General features: G+C 43.1%; 14 protein-coding genes, 2 tRNA genes and 3 rRNA genes. 12 read left to right on the top strand and 7 right to left on the bottom strand.

From position 1 onward, the window contains the following. The first annotated feature begins 273 nt into the window (after nt 1–273). Complete coding sequence (locus QS795_RS13615) at nt 274–930, top strand: copper resistance protein NlpE N-terminal domain-containing protein (RefSeq protein ID WP_154603336.1); 657 nt, start codon at nt 274–276, stop codon at nt 928–930. A gap of 106 nt (nt 931–1,036) precedes the next feature. Here the strand turns inward: QS795_RS13615 and proS are convergent, their stop codons facing one another. From proS to metN, 6 genes are all read right to left on the bottom strand, one after another. Next, complete coding sequence (proS, locus tag QS795_RS13610) at nt 1,037–2,755, bottom strand: proline--tRNA ligase (RefSeq protein ID WP_286270648.1); 1,719 nt, start codon at nt 2,753–2,755, stop codon at nt 1,037–1,039. 120 nt (nt 2,756–2,875) lie between these two features. Beyond that, nucleotides 2,876–3,595 carry a tRNA (N6-threonylcarbamoyladenosine(37)-N6)-methyltransferase TrmO gene (gene tsaA, locus QS795_RS13605; RefSeq protein WP_286270650.1) on the bottom strand — a complete coding sequence of 240 codons (720 nt, stop codon included), beginning with the start codon at nt 3,593–3,595 and terminating at the stop codon, nt 2,876–2,878. A 7-nt stretch (nt 3,596–3,602) separates the two neighbouring features. Continuing rightward, a complete protein-coding gene (gene rcsF, locus QS795_RS13600) occupies nt 3,603–4,013 on the bottom strand; it encodes an Rcs stress response system protein RcsF (protein WP_181477510.1) in 411 nt (136 codons plus the stop codon). 164 nt (nt 4,014–4,177) lie between these two features. After that, nucleotides 4,178–4,999, bottom strand: a complete 822-nt coding sequence (locus tag QS795_RS13595) for a MetQ/NlpA family lipoprotein (RefSeq protein ID WP_036956390.1) — start codon at nt 4,997–4,999, stop codon at nt 4,178–4,180. Nucleotides 5,000–5,090: 91 nt separating this feature from the next. Then, on the bottom strand, nt 5,091–5,744 hold the full coding sequence (gene metI, locus QS795_RS13590) for a methionine ABC transporter permease MetI (protein ID WP_036968878.1): 654 nt from the start codon (nt 5,742–5,744) through the stop codon (nt 5,091–5,093). After that, on the bottom strand, nt 5,737–6,768 hold the full coding sequence (gene metN, locus QS795_RS13585) for a methionine ABC transporter ATP-binding protein MetN (RefSeq protein WP_006662999.1): 1,032 nt from the start codon (nt 6,766–6,768) through the stop codon (nt 5,737–5,739). Before metN ends, metI begins: the two co-directional genes overlap by 8 nt. A gap of 169 nt (nt 6,769–6,937) precedes the next feature. On the opposite strand from metN, the gene gmhB reads away from it, so the two are divergent. The 11 genes from gmhB (at nt 6,938) to megL (ending at nt 18,310) form a co-directional block, all read left to right on the top strand. Beyond that, nucleotides 6,938–7,504, top strand: a complete 567-nt coding sequence (gene gmhB / locus QS795_RS13580; protein ID WP_179897019.1) for a D-glycero-beta-D-manno-heptose 1,7-bisphosphate 7-phosphatase — start codon at nt 6,938–6,940, stop codon at nt 7,502–7,504. Nucleotides 7,505–7,932: 428 nt separating this feature from the next. Beyond that, nucleotides 7,933–9,473: ribosomal RNA gene (locus tag QS795_RS13575) — 16S ribosomal RNA — on the top strand. Between the two features lie 65 nt (nt 9,474–9,538). Next, a tRNA-Ile gene (locus QS795_RS13570) sits at nt 9,539–9,615 on the top strand. A 133-nt stretch (nt 9,616–9,748) separates the two neighbouring features. Beyond that, nucleotides 9,749–9,824: transfer RNA gene (locus QS795_RS13565), tRNA-Ala, on the top strand. Nucleotides 9,825–10,158: 334 nt separating this feature from the next. After that, nucleotides 10,159–13,064: ribosomal RNA gene (locus tag QS795_RS13560) — 23S ribosomal RNA — on the top strand. A gap of 141 nt (nt 13,065–13,205) precedes the next feature. After that, nucleotides 13,206–13,321, top strand: a 5S ribosomal RNA gene (gene rrf, locus QS795_RS13555). The 16S, 23S and 5S rRNA genes sit together here with 2 tRNA genes alongside, the layout of an rRNA operon. A gap of 506 nt (nt 13,322–13,827) precedes the next feature. After that, nucleotides 13,828–14,619, top strand: a complete 792-nt coding sequence (locus tag QS795_RS13550; RefSeq protein WP_286272018.1) for an endonuclease/exonuclease/phosphatase family protein — start codon at nt 13,828–13,830, stop codon at nt 14,617–14,619. A gap of 115 nt (nt 14,620–14,734) precedes the next feature. Further along, a complete protein-coding gene (locus QS795_RS13545; RefSeq protein ID WP_286272020.1) occupies nt 14,735–15,268 on the top strand; it encodes a DUF1287 domain-containing protein in 534 nt (177 codons plus the stop codon). 242 nt (nt 15,269–15,510) lie between these two features. Continuing rightward, the gene (locus QS795_RS13540; protein WP_154602352.1) at nt 15,511–16,698 is read left to right on the top strand and encodes an NAD(P)/FAD-dependent oxidoreductase; all 1,188 of its coding nucleotides are present in this window, start codon (nt 15,511–15,513) and stop codon (nt 16,696–16,698) included. Nucleotides 16,699–16,711: 13 nt separating this feature from the next. Further along, nucleotides 16,712–17,104 carry a helical membrane plugin domain-containing protein gene (locus QS795_RS13535; RefSeq protein WP_154602353.1) on the top strand — a complete coding sequence of 131 codons (393 nt, stop codon included), beginning with the start codon at nt 16,712–16,714 and terminating at the stop codon, nt 17,102–17,104. Between the two features lie 15 nt (nt 17,105–17,119). Further along, a complete protein-coding gene (gene megL, locus QS795_RS13530; RefSeq protein ID WP_318626538.1) occupies nt 17,120–18,310 on the top strand; it encodes a methionine gamma-lyase in 1,191 nt (396 codons plus the stop codon). Between the two features lie 102 nt (nt 18,311–18,412). Here megL and QS795_RS13525 read toward each other — a convergent pair whose 3' ends face one another. Continuing rightward, on the bottom strand, nt 18,413–19,780 hold the full coding sequence (locus QS795_RS13525) for an amino acid permease (protein ID WP_318626537.1): 1,368 nt from the start codon (nt 19,778–19,780) through the stop codon (nt 18,413–18,415). Nucleotides 19,781–19,857: the final 77 nt, after the last annotated feature.

Raw genomic sequence — 19,857 nt, 5'->3', positions numbered from 1 at the left:
TTTATCTAAAAACACTAGCATTTATCGACTAAGCATTTACCGATGAAATAAAAAGCTAAATCAAAAAGTGCTTCGCTCGATAATAGCATAGTAATTTAATAACTATAATCAGTGACGTGGGAAAAGGAAAATTCTTATTCACTAAACTGATATCTTTAGCTGGTTATTTATCCGATTGTAAATTTTTGCATACCTTATTTTTTTATTTCTTGAAATGCTATGATGTATTAATAAGCGAAACAGTAATAATTGAATGATCTGAAAGGAATTATAATGAAGAAAGTACTTTTATTGGCTCTTATTTCGGCGGGTGCTGTGGCATTATCCGGTTGTCAAAGCAGTGTGAACGAAGCGAACTTCGCTCCTGTAGACCATGTTTATAGTGGTGTACTTCCTTGTGCGGATTGTTCAGGTATTGAAGCCACATTATTAGTCAATCCAGATGGTAGCTATGTTGAGCAACTGCTTTATTTAGAAACCCGTGAAGGGAACCAAATGTTCCATGAAACAGGGAACTGGTCTAGCACGGAAAATGTATTAACATTAACTAACTCGAAAGCAGAGCGTACATACTTTGCACAATCTCCTGATAACCAGTCAATCACACTGCTGGATTTAGAAGGCAAAGCGATTGAGAGCTCAATGAACCATACCTTAAAACAGGTCACTCCAAGTAAAAAACGTGGCGAATATCGTTATATGGCGGATGCCGCTATATTTACTGAATGTGGTTCTGGGCGTAAATATGCAACGTCAGGCATTGAACTAGAGAAAGCTTATAGTGATACTGATGTGGATGGCGGCACGCCAGTTTATTTAGAGGTGGATGGTTTCTATTCTATTCGCCCATCCATGGAGGATGGCCAATTTGATTCTGCATTTATTCCTACTGGGAATATTCAGTTCGATAAAACCCGCTCTTGCAAATAACCTGAATTCGTTTTGGTTATATAGTAAAAAGGCTTAGTGACAATAAAAAAGCTCAGAGACAGTAAAACTGAACTCTGAGCTTTTTGTATTTAGGCTAACGTAACGGTTATTTAGCTAGTTTTTCTTTCAGGAAGCTAACCACGTTATCTAAACCAACCAGTTGTTTGTCATCACTGCGGCGTGATTTATATTCAACTTGGTTAGTATCTAAATTACGGTCACCAATGACGATAGTGTATGGAACACCAATCAGTTCCATATCGGCAAACATCACACCCGGGCGTTCTTTACGGTCATCGAAAATAACATCGATACCTTGTGCTTTCAGGTCTGCATACAGTTTTTCAGCAACTTCTTTAACGCGATAAGACTTATGCATGTTCATTGGCAGGATAGCAACGTGGAATGGTGCGATAGCATCTGGCCATACAATACCGCGTTCATCGTGGCTCTGCTCAATCGCTGCTGCAACAATACGAGTTACACCAATACCATAGCAACCCATTGTCACAATTTGGTTATGACCTTCTTCGTTCTGCACAGAGGCTTTCATCGCTTCAGAATATTTTGTGCCTAACTGGAAGATATGACCTACTTCGATACCGCGTTTGATTAACAGGGTACCTTTACCATCTGGGCTTGGGTCACCCGCTACCACATTACGCAGGTCGTAAACTTCTGGCAGTGGGAGGTCACGTTCCCAGTTAATGCCAAAGTAGTGTTTACCATCAATATTTGCACCAGCACCAAAGTCGCTCATCACCGCAACGCTGCGGTCAATGACGATTGGCATTGGCATATTCACTGGGCCTAAAGAGCCTGGACCTGCGTTAACAGCTTTGCGGATCTCTTCTTCTGATGCAAATTGCAGTGGGCTTGCCACTAATGGGTGTTTTTCTGCTTTGATTTCATTCAGTTCATGGTCACCACGAATTAACAGGGCAACTAAAGTATGACCAGAGTCTTTCTCTGCATGAACAATCAGAGTCTTAACGGTTTTCTCAATTGGCAGATTGAACTGTTCAACTAATTCAGCAATCGTTTTTGCATTTGGTGTATCCACTAAATGCATTTCTTGGCTTGGCGCTGCACGTTGAACATTTGGTGCAACCGCTTCAGCAAATTCGATATTAGCTGCAAAATCAGATTCAGTAGAGAAGACAACATCATCTTCACCGCTTTGTGCTAAAACTTGGAATTCGTGAGACGCGTTACCACCGATAGAACCGGTGTCTGCTTGCACTGCACGGAAATCAAAGCCAATGCGGGTGAAGATTTTGCTATAAGCTTGGTACATTGCATCGTAAGTTTCTTGCAATGACTCTTGGCTTGTGTGGAACGAGTATGCATCTTTCATGATAAATTCACGAGAACGCATTACACCGAAACGAGGACGAACTTCATCACGGAATTTGGTTTGAATTTGGAATAAATTCAATGGTAATTGTTTGTATGAAGTGATCTCGTTACGCACTAAATCAGTAATAACTTCTTCGTGGGTTGGACCTAAAACAAATGGGCGCTCGCCACGATCTACAAAGCGCAGTAACTCAGGGCCATATTGTTCCCAACGTCCACTTTCTTGCCATAAGTCAGCAGGTTGAACGACGGGTAAAGATACCTCGATAGCGCCTGCATTTTCCATTTCTTCACGAACGATGTTTTCTACTTTACGCAGAACACGCACGCCAGTGGGTAACCAGTCATACAGACCAGAAGCAAGTTTACGGATCATCCCTGCACGCAGCATCAGCTTGTGGCTGATAACTTCTGCATCCGCAGGGGTCTCTTTCAGAGTTGAGAGCAGATATTTGCTAGTACGCATTGTATAGGTTCCATTAGAACAACAAATCATGGTAGGGCTTACGCCTACCCAATAATTTAAAGCTGCTAAGCAGCGGAATAAACAGCTAGTCTACCAGTGACGATGCTTTGTCAAAAGAGGTTAACGCGATTTTTCATTACGTTCGATGGCAAACACTTCAGTGATATTATTAGTCACTCGCCAACGCACATTGAAATCTAATAAATGAACCGCATAATCACGGGCTTCATTGGATTGTTTCTTATAGGCAGGACGTGGGTCTTGCTTTAATACTTGCTCAATAAAAGAGGCTAATCCGGGATAGCGAGATTGGTATTTTTCACATTCAAGTTGAGCTTGTGTACTAAATATAACCTGCATATCTTCTGATGGCGCTTCTTGAGCATAACCGGCTTTGGCTGTTGTAATAGCTTCAGCAAAAGGCAGATACGGTTTGATATCGACCACTGGTGTGCCATCAACTAAATCTAGGCTACCGAGTTCAAGAATGACTTGGTTGTTTTCGATAGTCACGTCTTTTAATTCAACTAATGACATCCCGATAGGGCTTGGTCGAAATGTTGAACGAGTGGCAAATACACCCATTTTATCGTTGCCACCTAAGCGGGGAGGGCGTACGAGAGGTTTCCAGCCACCTTCCATCGTTTGGTGAAAAACAAACAACACCCAAATATGACTAAATTGAGTTAATCCTCTAACGGCATTGGGGTCATTGTATGGCGGATGTAAATGCAAACGCCCAAAGCCGTTTTGAACCAGCCCAGGCTGGCGAGGAATAGCAAACTTTTCTTTATAAGGGGATTCGATATGCCCGATAACATTAAATTGAAAAGATTGCATAAGTTGATTATTCAACAATTTTAAGTGCACTACCTTCACAGACCGTTGCTTGGAAACAACCCGGCGCTGATTTGGTTTGGCATTGATGTAGTAACACGGCATCCGCAGCGATATAAGCGGCTTGCGTCAACATACTGTTTTTAGCTGAATCAAGATTAATAGGCGGACTCTTTGCATTTTTTCTGCATGACTCACCAGACACAATACCTAAGTCACGAAATGGCATTCCTAATAATTCTTCAGGGCTGTTCATTAATTTAATGTTTTCTGCACTGACATCTTCTTCTTCAGTTTCTACAGGCAAAGGCTTCGATAATTTCATGCTCGAAAACCCTTTATTCATGCTGGGACTGGTGTATTGATTAATTCCGCACCCAGCTAAAGCAAATGTAGCGAGGGCGAGCAAAAACAATCTCATAAATATTACCTTTTTATTATCTGCGCTAGCGCATTAATTATGTAATCGGTTTAAAGCTAATTTATTTAAAACAAATCGGTTTAATGCATGTTGGTATGATACAAAAAAACTAGGTGACATAAAGTCACCTAGCATTTTATACACATTTTTTTTAAGAGAAAAGCTTACCAGCCTTTAACTGCACCACCATCGAATACTTCGTTGGCTTTTTCTGCCACTTCATTAGATTGATATGCTTGAATAAACTTCTTCACATTCTCGCTATCTTTATTATCTTCACGAGCCACAATAATGTTCACATATGGAGAATCTTTATCTTCAACAAACAGACCATCTTTTGCTGGAGTCAGTTTTGGTGTTGCACTGCTAGCCCAAGTTGTGTTGATGATAGCCAGTGCAATTTTTTGATCATCCAGAGCACGTGGTAATTGTGGTGCTTCTAATTCAACAAATTTTAAGCCTTTTGGATTCTCAACAACATCCAACACGGTAGGCATTAAACCTGTGCCATCTTTTAACTTAATTAAACCTTGTTTTTGCAGTAACAGTAATGAACGACCTAAGTTAGTTGGGTCATTTGGCAGCGCAACTTGTGAACCATCAGCCAATTCATCAATAGATTTAATTTGTTTAGAATATCCCGCGATTGGGTAAATAAAGGTATTTCCAACAGGGACTAACTTGTAGTTACGGTCTTTAATTTGCTGATCCAGATAAGGCTTATGTTGGAATGCGTTTGCATCAATATCACCTTTGCTTAATGCTTCGTTTGGTAATACGAAGTCATTGAAAGAGACTAATTCAACATTCAGTCCATATTTTTCTTTAGCAACTTTTTGTGCAACTTCAGCAACTTCAAACTCTTTGCCCATGATCACACCGACTTTGATGCTATTTGGATCTTTTTGTTTTTCACCACAGCCAGCGAGAGCTAATGTTCCTAACAGCGCGCCAACTACTGCAATTGATTTTAACTTAATAGACATAATTTACCCCTTTAGACACTATTTATAGCACCTTAACTACTGTGTAGCGTTTTTTGGCGCTGCTATTGTTTCTGACTATCTAGATTACGGACTATTTATGTGACACTTTTTTCATTAGATATTCACCAGTGAACTGAATGATGAATACTAAGACAATCAATAGAACCAGAACGGTATTCATAACTAATGGATTATAAGTATAGTATCCATATTGCATTGCAATTTGTCCTAATCCACCGGAACCTACTGCACCACCCATTGCGGAATAGCCGACTAACATGATTAACGTAATGGTTGCTGCGTTAATTAACCCCGGTAAAGATTCTGGCAGTAATACTTTGCGGATAATCTGTAACGGTGTTGCGCCCATAGCGCGTGAAGCTTCAATTAAACCATTCGGAACTTCTAATAATGCGTTTTCAACCATGCGAGCAATAAACGGAATTGCACCAACAGTCAATGGAACAATCGCACCTTCGATACCAATCGCAGAACCTACGATGAATTTGGTAAACGGGCTGATCCAGACTAATAAAATAATAAACGGTATTGAGCGGAATACGTTCACAACAGCAGAAATAACGCTATACAGAACGGTGTTTTCCATAACTTGCCCACGACGAGTGACATAAAGTAGGACGCCTGTCGGGATACCTAAAATAAAACCTAAAATTGCAGAAACGAAAGTCATGATAATCGTATCAATCGTTCCTGAAATAAGCAGTGAAATCATTCCCTCAGACATAACCTAAAACCTCAACTTTCACGTGGTGCTCTTTCAAAAATGTAATGGTGGACTCAATGCCATTTTCTAAACCGTGTAATTCAGCCAGCATCACACCGAATTTAACGCCACCGGCATAATCAATCTGAGAGCTTAAAATATTAATATCGATATCAAATTTACGTACGGCCATTGAGATTAATGGCGCATCCACTGATTGTCCTGTGAATTCCAGTTTCAATAACGGGGAGAGATCTTTACCTGATTCTGGCTGCAAACGTTCTTTATAGTCATCTGGAATATCGATAACTAATGTTGACTTAATAAATGCTTGAGCAACAGGCGTTTTAGGGTGAGAGAAAACTTCACTCACTTTATCTTGCTCAATAAGCTGACCGCCACTGATCACTGCCACTTGGTCACAAATGCGTTTCACGACATCCATTTCATGGGTGATCAATAAGATAGTTAAACCTAAGCGACGGTTGATATCTTTCAATAATTCTAAAATAGAGCGCGTTGTAGCTGGGTCTAGTGCACTTGTTGCTTCATCACACAGTAATACTTTTGGTGAGTTTGCTAAGGCGCGGGCAATAGCCACACGCTGTTTTTGACCACCAGAAAGATTCGCTGGATAAGCATCTTTTTTTTCAGATAAACCGACTAACTCTAATAATTCATTAACGCGCTGTTTAATGGTCTCTTTCGGTGTATTGTCTAATTCTAGTGGCAGTGCCACGTTATCAAACACAGTGCGCGAAGATAATAAATTAAAGTGCTGAAAGATCATGCCAATTCCACGGCGTGCTTTTGTAACTTCTTTCTCTGGCAGAGACGTTAAATCTTGTCCATCAACAATGACTTGCCCTGATGTTGGACGCTCCAGCATATTCACACAACGAATTAAGGTACTTTTACCTGCGCCGGATGCACCAATGACACCATATATTTGACCAGCAGGAACATGCAGGCTGATATCAGTCAGTGCCTGTATATTGCGGTTTCCTTGCTGGAACACTTTATTAATATTTGAGAGCTTTATCATACTATCTTCTATTCTCTGACGAATTATATTCAAGATACTGTATCTAACATGCATTGGATGTTAAGGCGTCTAGACGTCTAAGTCAATAAAGTTTGATGGATTTATTCTATTCTCATTTCATTTCTTTTCATGAGATACTAAAAACCATTTCAGTTTGAGGAGTAAAGCAGTGAGCAAAGGCATTCCAGCAATCTTTCTAGATAGAGATGGCACAATTAATATCGATCATGGCTATGTACACCAAATCGATGACTTCGAATTTATCGATGGCGCTATTGAAGCCATGATTGAACTCAAAAAAATGGGATATGCATTAGTTGTCGTGACTAATCAATCTGGTATTGGTCGTGGTATCTATACTGAAGACCAGTTTATGACGCTAACTGAGTGGATGGATTGGTCTCTTGCCGACCGTGGTGTTGATTTAGATGGTATCTATTTCTGCCCTCATCATCCGGATGCAACAGTAGAAGAATATAAGCAAGAATGTAATTGCCGCAAACCAAAACCAGGAATGCTCTTAGATGCCCAGCAATTTTTAAACATTGATATGGCTTCTTCTATTATGGTTGGCGACAAGCTTGCGGATATGCAAGCGGGCAAAGCGGCTCTTGTGGGGACAAATGTATTAGTAAAAAGCGGAGAACCTGTTACAGATGACGCTATTGCGAGTGCAGATCTGGTGATTAATAGCCTTGCTGACCTACCAAAAGCCTTAAAAAGCATCACAAAGTAACCTTTTTGGGTGATAAATCAGCACTTGGAAATTATTTTAAAAAAAACACTTGCGAGATTTTTCGAGCTCCCTATAATGCGCATCCGTTGTCACGACAAACCGGCTCGAAGAAAACCTCGAAGCCCCGTGATAACAGAGGTGAAGAAAGAAAATAGTTGAAAATAATCGCTTGACTTTCTAAATAAAAAACGTAGTATACGACACCTCGCGACAACGACCTAAAGTCGATAATCAAAAGATTAAGTCGCACCGCTCTTTAACAATTTATCAGACAATCTGTGTGGGCACTCACAGGACACTATCAAAAAAATATTTGATTTTAAGTCTTGAAGAGTGACTAACACGTTAATTCATATATATGAACTAATAGGTAATTTGGTTTCTTCGGAAATCAAACGACAGTAACATTCTTTGAGCATCAAGCTTTTTAATTGAAGAGTTTGATCATGGCTCAGATTGAACGCTGGCGGCAGGCCTAACACATGCAAGTCGAGCGGTAACAGGGGAAGCTTGCTTCTCGCTGACGAGCGGCGGACGGGTGAGTAATGTATGGGGATCTGCCCGATAGAGGGGGATAACTACTGGAAACGGTAGCTAATACCGCATAATCTCTTAGGAGCAAAGCAGGGGAACTTCGGTCCTTGCGCTATCGGATGAACCCATATGGGATTAGCTAGTTGGTGAGGTAATGGCTCACCAAGGCGACGATCCCTAGCTGGTCTGAGAGGATGATCAGCCACACTGGGACTGAGACACGGCCCAGACTCCTACGGGAGGCAGCAGTGGGGAATATTGCACAATGGGCGCAAGCCTGATGCAGCCATGCCGCGTGTATGAAGAAGGCCTTAGGGTTGTAAAGTACTTTCAGTTGGGAGGAAGGCGTTGATGCTAATATCATCAACGATTGACGTTACCAACAGAAGAAGCACCGGCTAACTCCGTGCCAGCAGCCGCGGTAATACGGAGGGTGCAAGCGTTAATCGGAATTACTGGGCGTAAAGCGCACGCAGGCGGTTGATTAAGTTAGATGTGAAATCCCCGGGCTTAACCTGGGAATGGCATCTAAGACTGGTCAGCTAGAGTCTTGTAGAGGGGGGTAGAATTCCATGTGTAGCGGTGAAATGCGTAGAGATGTGGAGGAATACCGGTGGCGAAGGCGGCCCCCTGGACAAAGACTGACGCTCAGGTGCGAAAGCGTGGGGAGCAAACAGGATTAGATACCCTGGTAGTCCACGCTGTAAACGATGTCGATTTGGAGGTTGTTCCCTTGAGGAGTGGCTTCCGGAGCTAACGCGTTAAATCGACCGCCTGGGGAGTACGGCCGCAAGGTTAAAACTCAAATGAATTGACGGGGGCCCGCACAAGCGGTGGAGCATGTGGTTTAATTCGATGCAACGCGAAGAACCTTACCTACTCTTGACATCCAGAGAATTTAGCAGAGATGCTTTAGTGCCTTCGGGAACTCTGAGACAGGTGCTGCATGGCTGTCGTCAGCTCGTGTTGTGAAATGTTGGGTTAAGTCCCGCAACGAGCGCAACCCTTATCCTTTGTTGCCAGCACGTGATGGTGGGAACTCAAAGGAGACTGCCGGTGATAAACCGGAGGAAGGTGGGGATGACGTCAAGTCATCATGGCCCTTACGAGTAGGGCTACACACGTGCTACAATGGCGTATACAAAGAGAAGCGACCTCGCGAGAGCAAGCGGAACTCATAAAGTACGTCGTAGTCCGGATTGGAGTCTGCAACTCGACTCCATGAAGTCGGAATCGCTAGTAATCGTAGATCAGAATGCTACGGTGAATACGTTCCCGGGCCTTGTACACACCGCCCGTCACACCATGGGAGTGGGTTGCAAAAGAAGTAGGTAGCTTAACCTTCGGGAGGGCGCTTACCACTTTGTGATTCATGACTGGGGTGAAGTCGTAACAAGGTAACCGTAGGGGAACCTGCGGTTGGATCACCTCCTTACCATTGAAGTGTACTTGTGAAGTGCTCACACAGATTGTCTGATGAAATAGAGTAACGGTATCGATAGGCTTGTAGCTCAGGTGGTTAGAGCGCACCCCTGATAAGGGTGAGGTCGGTGGTTCAAGTCCACTCAGGCCTACCAAAATCGAATTGATGCTTCGTTATAACTCAGCTCGTTTACCTGACGTAAACGTCGCCAAGTTATGCCTTGCCTAAATTCGATTTAACTCAAAATTCTTTCTTAGTGAGAGAATCGATACTGGAATTACCTTTATGGGGCTATAGCTCAGCTGGGAGAGCGCCTGCCTTGCACGCAGGAGGTCAGCGGTTCGATCCCGCTTAGCTCCACCATAAACTTTCTGATTATTCAGAATAGATTAGAAATAGTCTATTGCGAATAATTATGCTCTTTAACAATCTGGAATAAGCTGAAAATTGAAAACAACGCACATTGTTTATCGCTTAAACAATGTGAGAGTCTCTCAAAAATCTCAACTTGAACGTGTTTTTCAAACACACAAGCAAGTGGCATGAGCGAGCAGTGTGAAATTCAAGGCGGACAGCGTGCAGCAAGCGCAGCGTACATGAGTACGTGAGCATTGCGAACCCTGCCCAACGAAGAACTTCACCACGCACAGCCATGACGTTTCGTGTCGTCTGATGAAAAGACACCTTCGGGTTGTGAGGTTAAGCGACTAAGCGTACACGGTGGATGCCTAGGCAATCAGAGGCGATGAAGGACGTGCTAATCTGCGATAAGCGTCGGTAAGGTGATATGAACCGTTATAACCGACGATTTCCGAATGGGGAAACCCAGTGCAATTCGTTGCACTATCGTTTGATGAATACATAGTCAAACGAGGCGAACCGAGGGAACTGAAACATCTCAGTACCTCGAGGAAAAGAAATCAACCGAGATTCCCCTAGTAGCGGCGAGCGAACGGGGAGCAGCCCAGAGTCTTAATCAGCATTAGCATCAGGAGAACGGTCTGGAAAGGCCGGCAGTAAAGGGTGATAGCCCCGTATCCGAAGGTGTTAGTGTTGTGAACTCGACGAGTAGGGCGGGACACGTGTTATCCTGTCTGAATATGGGGGGACCATCCTCCAAGGCTAAATACTCCTGATTGACCGATAGTGAACCAGTACCGTGAGGGAAAGGCGAAAAGAACCCCGGCGAGGGGAGTGAAATAGAACCTGAAACCGTGTACGTACAAGCAGTGGGAGCACCCTTGTGGTGTGACTGCGTACCTTTTGTATAATGGGTCAGCGACTTATATTCTGTAGCAAGGTTAACCGTATAGGGGAGCCGTAGGGAAACCGAGTCTTAACTGGGCGAATGAGTTGCAGGGTATAGACCCGAAACCCGGTGATCTAGCCATGGGCAGGTTGAAGGTTGGGTAACACTAACTGGAGGACCGAACCGACTAATGTTGAAAAATTAGCGGATGACTTGTGGCTGGGGGTGAAAGGCCAATCAAACCGGGAGATAGCTGGTTCTCCCCGAAAGCTATTTAGGTAGCGCCTCGTGAACTCATCTTCGGGGGTAGAGCACTGTTTCGACTAGGGGGTCATCCCGACTTACCAACTCGATGCAAACTACGAATACCGAAGAATGTTATCACGGGAGACACACGGCGGGTGCTAACGTTCGTCGTGAAGAGGGAAACAACCCAGACCGCCAGCTAAGGTCCCAAAGTCATAGTTAAGTGGGAAACGAAGTGGGAAGGCTCAGACAGCCAGGATGTTGGCTTAGAAGCAGCCATCATTTAAAGAAAGCGTAATAGCTCACTGGTCGAGTCGGCCTGCGCGGAAGATGTAACGGGGCTAAACTATGCACCGAAGCTGCGGCAGCGATATGTAAATATTGTTGGGTAGGGGAGCGTTCTGTAAGCCTGTGAAGGTGTGCTGTGAGGCATGCTGGAGGTATCAGAAGTGCGAATGCTGACATAAGTAACGATAATGCGGGTGAAAAACCCGCACGCCGGAAGACCAAGGGTTCCTGTCCAACGTTAATCGGGGCAGGGTGAGTCGACCCCTAAGGCGAGGCAGAAATGCGTAGTCGATGGGAAACGGGTTAATATTCCCGTACTGGTGATAATTGCGATGGGGGGACGGAGAAGGTTAGGCTGGCCGGGCGACGGTTGTCCCGGTTTAAGGATGTAGGCAGGTGAATTAGGCAAATCCGGTTCACTATATGCTGAGGTCTGATGACGAGTCACTACGGTGGCGAAGTAGCTCATACCCCGCTTCCAGGAAAAGCCTCTAAGCTCTAGATTATCATTAATCGTACCCCAAACCGACACAGGTGGTCAGGTAGAGAATACTCAGGCGCTTGAGAGAACTCGGGTGAAGGAACTAGGCAAAATGGTGCCGTAACTTCGGGAGAAGGCACGCTGGCATTAGGTGAAGTGATTTACTCATGGAGCTGAAGCCAGTCGCAGATACCAGCTGGCTGCAACTGTTTATTAAAAACACAGCACTGTGCAAACACGAAAGTGGACGTATACGGTGTGACGCCTGCCCGGTGCTGGAAGGTTAATTGATGGGGTTATCCGTAAGGAGAAGCTCTTGATCGAAGCCCCAGTAAACGGCGGCCGTAACTATAACGGTCCTAAGGTAGCGAAATTCCTTGTCGGGTAAGTTCCGACCTGCACGAATGGCGTAATGATGGCCAGGCTGTCTCCACCCGAGACTCAGTGAAATTGAACTCGCTGTGAAGATGCAGTGTACCCGCGGCAAGACGGAAAGACCCCGTGAACCTTTACTATAGCTTGACACTGAACATTGAGCCTTGATGTGTAGGATAGGTGGGAGGCTTTGAAGCGTGGACGCCAGTCTGCGTGGAGCCAACCTTGAAATACCACCCTTTAATGTTTGATGTTCTAACGTAGCCCCATTATCTGGGGTGCGGACAGTGTCTGGTGGGTAGTTTGACTGGGGCGGTCTCCTCCCAAAGAGTAACGGAGGAGCACGAAGGTTGGCTAAGCATGGTCGGACATCATGCGGTTAGTGCAAAGGCATAAGCCAGCTTGACTGCGAGAGTGACGGCTCGAGCAGGTACGAAAGTAGGTCTTAGTGATCCGGTGGTTCTGTATGGAAGGGCCATCGCTCAACGGATAAAAGGTACTCCGGGGATAACAGGCTGATACCGCCCAAGAGTTCATATCGACGGCGGTGTTTGGCACCTCGATGTCGGCTCATCACATCCTGGGGCTGAAGTAGGTCCCAAGGGTACGGCTGTTCGCCGTTTAAAGTGGTACGCGAGCTGGGTTTAGAACGTCGTGAGACAGTTCGGTCCCTATCTGCCGTGGGCGTTGGAAGATTGAAAGGGGCTGCTCCTAGTACGAGAGGACCGGAGTGGACGCACCACTGGTGTTCGGGTTGTCATGCCAATGGCATTGCCCGGTAGCTAAGTGCGGAAGAGATAACCGCTGAAAGCATCTAAGCGGGAAACTTGCCTTGAGATGAGTCTTCCCTGACTCTTTAAGGGTCCTAAAGGAACGTTTAAGACTAAGACGTTGATAGGTTGGGTGTGTAAGCGTAGCGATACGTTGAGCTAACCAATACTAATGAACCGTGAGGCTTAACCTGACAACACCGAAGGTGTTTTCGAGATGAGAGATTAAAGTTGATTCAATGAAGTGGGACGCCGAGAGGTGGACACGACAGCTTGTTCAGGATTGATATTCTGGTTTAGTGGATTAGAGACTAAACGGGAATAAACAGAATTTGTCTGGCGGCAATAGCGCGGTGGTCCCACCTGACCCCATGCCGAACTCAGAAGTGAAACGCCGTAGCGCCGATGGTAGTGTGGGGTCTCCCCATGTGAGAGTAGGGAACTGCCAGACATTAAATTAGCCGAGAAGCCACCCATTGGGTGGCTTTTTTGCGTTTGGAGTACTGGAAATCACAGAAAGGTATACCACTAACTGTTTTACCATTCACAACGTCGGTGATGCCTCCACTCACTAACTGCCTAATATCGCTTTGCTTCCCAACCCATAAACGGTGTTTTTACTATCAGCAATAAAATTGCCCTGCATATTGAGTTGAAAACCGACCGCCATATTAACCTTACCCGCCTTATATCCTAATCAAGTAGTAAAGAATGCCTCTATTACGTGTATGTTTTTTCTTTGTTAAGCCATTATCTTGCAAGTTTATCATGGCGGATGGCAGGTAATTTGACGAAGATAGTTGGGCTAACCTGGAAAAGTCACAAAAAGGAATAATAAGTTCCGTAAGATAACCTGCAAGATATTTGATATACTGCACTTGAGTCAGTCAAACCAATGCTAAACTAGCATAGTCGACAACAATATTGTTGTTATCAATTTCGTAGGGAATCCGGTACGTGGCTAAAAGAACCTATTCTGTTCGGTACATTGCAGGCGAGCCTGCAAAACGTATTCAGCCTATGCCAATCCATATGCTGGGAGATTCTCTTCCTATTGGTCTTCCTCTGTTTCCTGCGGGTGAAACGTTGGATGTTGTTACGTGGAATATTTATAAGCAGCAGCGACCAAATTGGAAATCTACGTTAGCAGAGCTCGTTAAAGAAAAAAAACTGTTATTGCTCCAAGAAGCACAAATGTCACCAGAATTGGTTTCTTTTGCTGCTTCACATCAGTTGATAGCAGACCAAGTCCCTGCCTTACCTTTTTCCCCTCATCCATCAGGGGTAATGACACTCGCGACCGCTCACCCTATTTATTGTTGCCCATTACGAGAAAAAGAACCGTTATTACGTTTAGCGAAATCGGCGTTGATCACGGTTTATCCATTGCCTAATGGTAAGCATTTAATGGTCGCGAACGTACACGCAATCAACTTTAGTTTTGGGGTTGATGTGTATACGAAGCAATTGAGTAAATTAGGTTCTCACATTAGCAAACATGTTGGTCCCGTTATTCTCGCTGGTGACTTTAATGCATGGAGCCGTCAGCGAGTAAATGCATTAAAACGCTTTATTCGTTCCGTTGGCTTGAAGGAAGTTTTCTACGATTCAGATTTACGGACAAAAGCGTTTGGTCGTCCATTAGACTTTATGTTTTACCGCGGCTTAAAACATAAAGAAAGCCACATATTACAGACGGATGCGTCAGATCATAACCCTATTATTACCCAATTTAAATTAACTAAGTAATGCCTTTTTAAGATTATCCCACCTTATTTATCCCTGTAATTATTGTAGATTTGATTCTCTATTTTGCGGGGACCATACCTTGAAACGATTATTACCCATCGCTTTACTATTTTGCATGTCCTATGCATTAGGAAAAAATAACCTTGAATTGGCAAAACAGGCTGAACAGTTACCTCGCCTTGTTGTTTATGATTCATCTTATCGCCAGATAGATTACCCCAATGGGGATGTTCCCAGCCATTATGGTGTCTGTTCTGATGTTGTGATCCGCAGTTATCGTAAGCTGGGTATTGATCTTCAAAAACAGCTTCATGAAGATATAAAGAAAAATTTTAGCCAGTATCCAAGCCAAAAAATGTGGGGGCTTCGTAAGCCTGATACCAACATTGATCATCGGCGAGTACCTAACTTAGAAACCTTTTTTGCTCGAAAAGGCACGGTTAAACCTATTACGTTAAAAGGGGAGGATTATTTGCCCGGCGATATCGTTTCATGGCGTTTAGATAACGGTCGTCCACATATAGGAATTGTGACATCCATCAAAGCGTCGAATAATCAATATTACTTAGTGATGCATAATATTGGATATGGGCAAGCCGCCGAGGACATCTTGTTTAAATGGAAGATAGTTGGGCATTATTCATATTAATACTATTATTTCAATGAGTTGTAATGAAGTTTATTTTGTTATTTATGAGTGCATGACTTTTCTTTTACCGGAGAAAGTACTTTAATATCTCAAAGTGATTAATTTTTTTTGTTAATTTTTGAATTATATGCAATTTATTGTATTGGTTGTTATTGGCATTAAACTATATTTACTAAGTGTAAAGCACGGCGATGAGCAGGTTTTATTTATCGAGTTGTTTTATTTCTTAAGGATTTTAAATCATGAAAAATATAGTTATTGTGGGTGGTGGTACTGGCGGTACCATGTTAGCTAATATTTTGGCTAGAAAACTGAATAAAGACATTTTTTCTAAAAAAATAAAAATAACATTAATAACAGATAATCCGATACATTATTATAAACCTGCATTTATGTATGTGGCTTTTAATATGTTCTTTAAAGAAGAATTAAGCCGACCTGAACGTGAATTATTAAGACCAGAAATTGAATTAGTCATTGATAAAGTTGATTCTTTTGATTTTAAAAATAAAGAATTACACTCAAGAAATAATAAAAAATATCACTATGACTATTTAGTTGTTGCAACTGGGTGTATTCCAAGACCTGAACGCATTGAAGGATTAAAGGAAATGGGTAACCATTTTTATGCCTATGATGCCTCGCGTAAATTAGCCGATCAATTATCTAAGATTGAAAAAGGTCGTATTTTTATTACCGTTTCATTTCCTGAAACACCAAATGTTCCCCATCAGTGTGGTATAGCACCGATGGAAACAACACTCATGATTGATGAGTTTTTACGTAAACGTCGGGTTAGAGATAATATTGAAATTGTTTATACCTACCCAACGGTTGCACAATTACTGCGTAACTGTTTATTCATGCAACAGCCAGTTTGTGAAGTTATTCCAGAAGTATTTGTTACTAGAGATATTAAAGCTCAGCGAGGATTCACTTTAAGTAAAGTCGACCCAGATAAGAAACTAGCTTATTCCAAAGAAGGGGATGAACAGCCTTTCGATTTATTAATTAGTACGCCACCAATTACTGCGGTAGAGGCGGTCGTGAATACAGGGTTAAGTGAACACAATAATGGTGAAGGTTGGTTACCGACCGATCATGAAACTATGCAAGTCTATGGTGTTGAAGGCGTTTATGTAATTGGTGACACGGTTGATTTACCAATTAGTAAAGCCGGCGGTAGCTGCCATAACCAAGCTGCAATTATCGCTGATAATATTTGTGGCGAGTTGATTTATGGCTATCCAGCGGCTATTTATGATGGTCGAGTGCAAGCTGTTGCTCAAATGGGATTAACGGCGGGTATGCCTCTGCAATATGATTACAAGCACGATGTTATTCCGACTCCGCCAACGAAACTCGGTGGATTACTAAGAAATGGCTTCAATAGAGGTATTTATTGGGCAGCAATCCGTGGCTTAGTTTAATAAGGAATTAAAAATGTCGAATAATGAAAGTCAAAGCAAACTGGTTGAATTATTAAGCTCAGAATCCGGTAATCATCTTGCTGAAAAATTAGCACCGTTATTACAGTTAAATCGCCTAGACAATATTGTGGATCTACTTTCACTAGTATCCGATCTTGTCGATATATTAGATAACAGTACTGTAGAGCGATTATCAAATTCTTTTGAAGATACTTTAGTGCCTGTATGGGAATTAGGTACTGCCTACAATATGGCAAAAATGGAAGGAATACATGATAGTAAAAATCCTAACTTTCGCTCAGTGTATGGATTATTAAAAGATCCAAATACATTGCGTGGAATTACGACACTTTTGCGAACAATGCAAATTGTCGGTTCTCGATTATCTCAATCCCAAGGAGGGTAATTTTTCGGAGGTGGTATGAGTTTAGATATAAAGCATTCTTTCGAAACACGGGTAATTCATAGTCACTATAATGCACAAGATCATTTAGGTTCACTGGCATCGCCAATTTATCAAACATCGACTTATGTATTTAAAAGTGTCGAAGAGGGCGCTGCCTGTTTTAGTGGTGAAAAAGATGGCTATATTTATACCCGAATTAATAACCCAACATTAAATCTATTGGAAAATAGAATTGCTTCCCTTGAAGAAGGGGAGGCTGCAATTGTGTTCTCGTCGGGTATGGGCGCAATCACGGCTACATTTTGGACATTATTAAATCCTGGTGATGAACTGTTAGTGGACTTAACGGTTTATGGTTGTACTTATGCCTTTTTTCATCATGGATTGGCTCGATTTGGTGTGAAAGTTAAGCACATTGATATGAGTGACCCTGTGAATGTCGCGAAAGCCATTACGGAAAAAACGCGCATGATATTTTTTGAGTCACCCGCTAACCCGAACATGCGTTTGGTGGATATTGCTGCAGTGAGTGAAATTGCGCATCGACATAATATTTTAGTGGCGGTCGATAACACCTACTGCACGCCGTATATTCAAAAACCACTAACACTGGGGGCGGATATTGTGCTGCATTCTTTGACCAAGTACATGAATGGTCATGGGGATGCTATGGGAGGAGCGGTAGCCACAACGGCAGAGTGTGCAAAACTCATTCGATTAGTTGGTTTGAAAGATATGACGGGGGCATGTTTATCTCCTCATGATGCTAACCTAATTATTCGAGGGATGAAAACCTTGTCTGTTCGTATGGATAGGATAGCCCAGAGCACACAGAAAATTGCGGAATATTTAGAAGTGAACCCAAAAGTCGCTACCATTATGTACCCGGGGTTACCGAGTTTTGAGCAGTACCAGTTAGCCCAAAAGCAGATGAAATTAGCAGGAGGCATGATTGCATTTGAGCTAAAAGGGGGACTTGAAGCTGGTAAGCAGTTCTTAAACCATTTAGCGCTGTTCTCTAGAGCGGTGAGTTTGGGAGATTGCGAGTCGTTGGCACAGCATCCTGCTAGTATGACTCATTCAACCTATACACGGGAAGAAAGGCTACAATATGGTATTAGTGATGGGCTGATTCGACTATCGATTGGTTTAGAAAATGTGGATGAGCTGATTGCGGATATCGAACAAGCGCTTGCATCAGCATGATGTTGATGCGCTAGGGGTTTCATAGAATCGAAAAACATTAAAAAAACAGCCTTAGATCTGCTCGACCTAGGGCTGTTTTATTGATCTCTTAATGAAAAGGGATCAGCGTTTTTGGTAATAACGCATTGCAAAGAAGGTGATACTGAGTAAAGCCACCCACACAAAGCCTACAATCAGCGCCACTTGTGTATCTTTAAAGAAGCCTAATAAGGCGATAACAAACACCATAAATGCGATAGTGATTGCTGGGCCTACAGGCCAGAAAGGCACAGGGAATTTCAGTTTTTTGACTTCTTCTTGGCTCATTTTACGGCGCATGGCTACTTGAGACAGTAAGATCATTAACCAGACCCACACCGTCGCGAAGGTCGCAATTGACGCGATGATCACAAAGATTTTTTCTGGTAACAGGTAGTTCAGGTAAACCCCTAATAACATCACAACAGACATCACCAGCACTGTCACCCATGGAACACCGCTTTTGGTCAGTTTGGTAAAGACCTTAGGGGCCTGTCCATCTTGAGCCATGCCATACATCATGCGGCCTGCACCAAAAATATCACTGTTGATAGCGGAAATTGCTGCGGTGATCACCACGATATTCAAGATATTTGCTGCAGATTGAATACCTAAGCTATCGAAGATTTGGACAAACGGGCTACCGTTTTGACCGATTTGGTTCCATGGATAGATACACATCAGGATAAACAGCGTTAATCCATAGAATAATAGAATACGGATAGGTACAGCATTGATAGCTTTCGGAATAGTTTTTTCAGGGTTTTGCGCTTCACTTGCCGTGATACCAATCACCTCAATACCACCAAAAGCAAACATAACGATTGCGAGAGAGGCAATTACCCCTTCAATGCCATTTGGCATAAAGCCGCCATGCTCCCACAAGTTTTGGATACCCACTTCATGGCTAGTTTCTTGACCAAAACCGTAGATCATCAAGAAGGCACCACCGACAATCATGGCAATAATGGCACTAACTTTAATAATCGATAGCCAGAATTCCATCTCACCGAAAATCTTAACGTGGCAAAGATTGAGGGCGCTAATAAATAGCACAATACTCAATACCCAGACCCATTGGTCGACATGTGGGAACCAGAACCCCATGTACATCCCGAAGGCTGTAATATCGGCTAAACAGACCACGAGCATTTCAAATACATAGTTCCAGCCTGTTAAAAAGCCCGCTAGAGGCCCCATATAATGGCTTGCGTAGTGAGAGAATGAACCTGGGACTGGATGATGAACTGCCATTTCGCCGAGGGCGCGCATCACCATAAATACGGCGGCACCACCTAACATATAGGCAAGTAACACCGCGGGACCTGCAGCCTGAATCGCAGACGCAGAACCGTAGAATAGCCCAGTACCAATCGCTGACCCTAAGGCCATAAAGCGAATGTGCCGGACACTCAGCCCCTTTCTGAGTTGATTTTGTTCACTACTTTGCATGTCTTTTCCTGTCATTGACTTTATTTCGAAATATTGTACCGAATATTGTTTCGGTTTCGTTGTTTGAGTTGACGTAC

It is taken from the genome of Providencia zhijiangensis, from assembly GCF_030315915.2.
Taxonomy (GTDB): Bacteria; Pseudomonadota; Gammaproteobacteria; order Enterobacterales; family Enterobacteriaceae; genus Providencia; species Providencia zhijiangensis.
Note: the sequence above shows the minus strand (reverse complement) of the source record. Positions and strands in the feature narration are given on the sequence as shown.

What these genes read in the sequence shown, in the direction of transcription:
- QS795_RS13615 (WP_154603336.1), top strand. Translation starts at nt 274, where the DNA reads ATGAAGAAAGTACTTTTATTGGCTCTTATTTCGGCGGGTGCTGTGGCA.
- proS (WP_286270648.1), bottom strand. Translation starts at nt 2,755, where the DNA reads ATGCGTACTAGCAAATATCTGCTCTCAACTCTGAAAGAGACCCCTGCG.
- tsaA (WP_286270650.1), bottom strand. Translation starts at nt 3,595, where the DNA reads ATGCAATCTTTTCAATTTAATGTTATCGGGCATATCGAATCCCCTTAT.
- rcsF (WP_181477510.1), bottom strand. Translation starts at nt 4,013, where the DNA reads ATGAGATTGTTTTTGCTCGCCCTCGCTACATTTGCTTTAGCTGGGTGC.
- QS795_RS13595 (WP_036956390.1), bottom strand. Translation starts at nt 4,999, where the DNA reads ATGTCTATTAAGTTAAAATCAATTGCAGTAGTTGGCGCGCTGTTAGGA.
- metI (WP_036968878.1), bottom strand. Translation starts at nt 5,744, where the DNA reads ATGTCTGAGGGAATGATTTCACTGCTTATTTCAGGAACGATTGATACG.
- metN (WP_006662999.1), bottom strand. Translation starts at nt 6,768, where the DNA reads ATGATAAAGCTCTCAAATATTAATAAAGTGTTCCAGCAAGGAAACCGC.
- QS795_RS13545 (WP_286272020.1), top strand. Translation starts at nt 14,735, where the DNA reads ATGTCCTATGCATTAGGAAAAAATAACCTTGAATTGGCAAAACAGGCT.
- QS795_RS13540 (WP_154602352.1), top strand. Translation starts at nt 15,511, where the DNA reads ATGAAAAATATAGTTATTGTGGGTGGTGGTACTGGCGGTACCATGTTA.
- QS795_RS13535 (WP_154602353.1), top strand. Translation starts at nt 16,712, where the DNA reads ATGTCGAATAATGAAAGTCAAAGCAAACTGGTTGAATTATTAAGCTCA.
- megL (WP_318626538.1), top strand. Translation starts at nt 17,120, where the DNA reads ATGAGTTTAGATATAAAGCATTCTTTCGAAACACGGGTAATTCATAGT.
- QS795_RS13525 (WP_318626537.1), bottom strand. Translation starts at nt 19,780, where the DNA reads ATGCAAAGTAGTGAACAAAATCAACTCAGAAAGGGGCTGAGTGTCCGG.